Genomic DNA, 631 nt, shown 5'->3' on the forward strand with positions numbered 1-631 from the left:
TCGTGTACAGGATTATCACCTTCTGTGATGTAACTTTCCAGATACTTCCACTCACCATTTCAGTACAATGTCGCGGTCCTACAACCCCAGCCACGCCTTGCGACGCCACTGGTTTGGGCTGTTCCCCGTTCGCTCGCCACTACTGGGGGAATCATTGTTATTTTCTTTTCCTGCAGGTACTAAGATGTTTCAGTTCCCTGCGTTAGCTCCTTACTATGTAAGGTGATATCCCTTCAGGATATCGGGTTGTCCCATTCGGAGATTCACGGATCAAAGGTTATTTGCACCTCCCCGTGACTTATCGCAGCTTATCACGTCCTTCATCGCCTCCGAGAGCCAAGGCATCCGCCATGCGCCCTTTCCTACTTTCCTTATCACGTGCACGCGCATCTTGCGATGCGTGCGGGATGATATATACTTTTAGCTTTCGTACTAAAATTACTTTTGCTTGTTACATCATGTCATAGACCGTTTTCTATTGTGGAGAATAACGGATTCGAACCGTTGACCCCCTGCGTGCAAAGCAGGTGCTCTAGCCAGCTGAGCTAATCCCCCGTTTTTTGCGGCTGCAAAGGTAAGCATTTTACTTTGTTCCTGCAAAATTTTAAGGAAGTTTTTTTCTTTCTTCCTT

1 tRNA gene and 1 rRNA gene are annotated in these 631 nt (G+C 47.1%); both read right to left on the reverse strand.

Annotation, left to right across the window (positions count from 1 at the left end):
- Window positions 1-372, reverse strand: a 23S ribosomal RNA gene (locus IEY73_RS32845); the annotation flags it as partial.
- Window positions 373-481: 109 nt separating this feature from the next.
- Window positions 482-555, reverse strand: a tRNA-Ala gene (locus IEY73_RS32850).
- Window positions 556-631: the final 76 nt, after the last annotated feature.

This window comes from Mangrovihabitans endophyticus (assembly GCF_014646155.1).
Classification (GTDB): domain Bacteria; phylum Actinomycetota; class Actinomycetes; order Mycobacteriales; family Micromonosporaceae; genus Actinoplanes; species Actinoplanes endophyticus.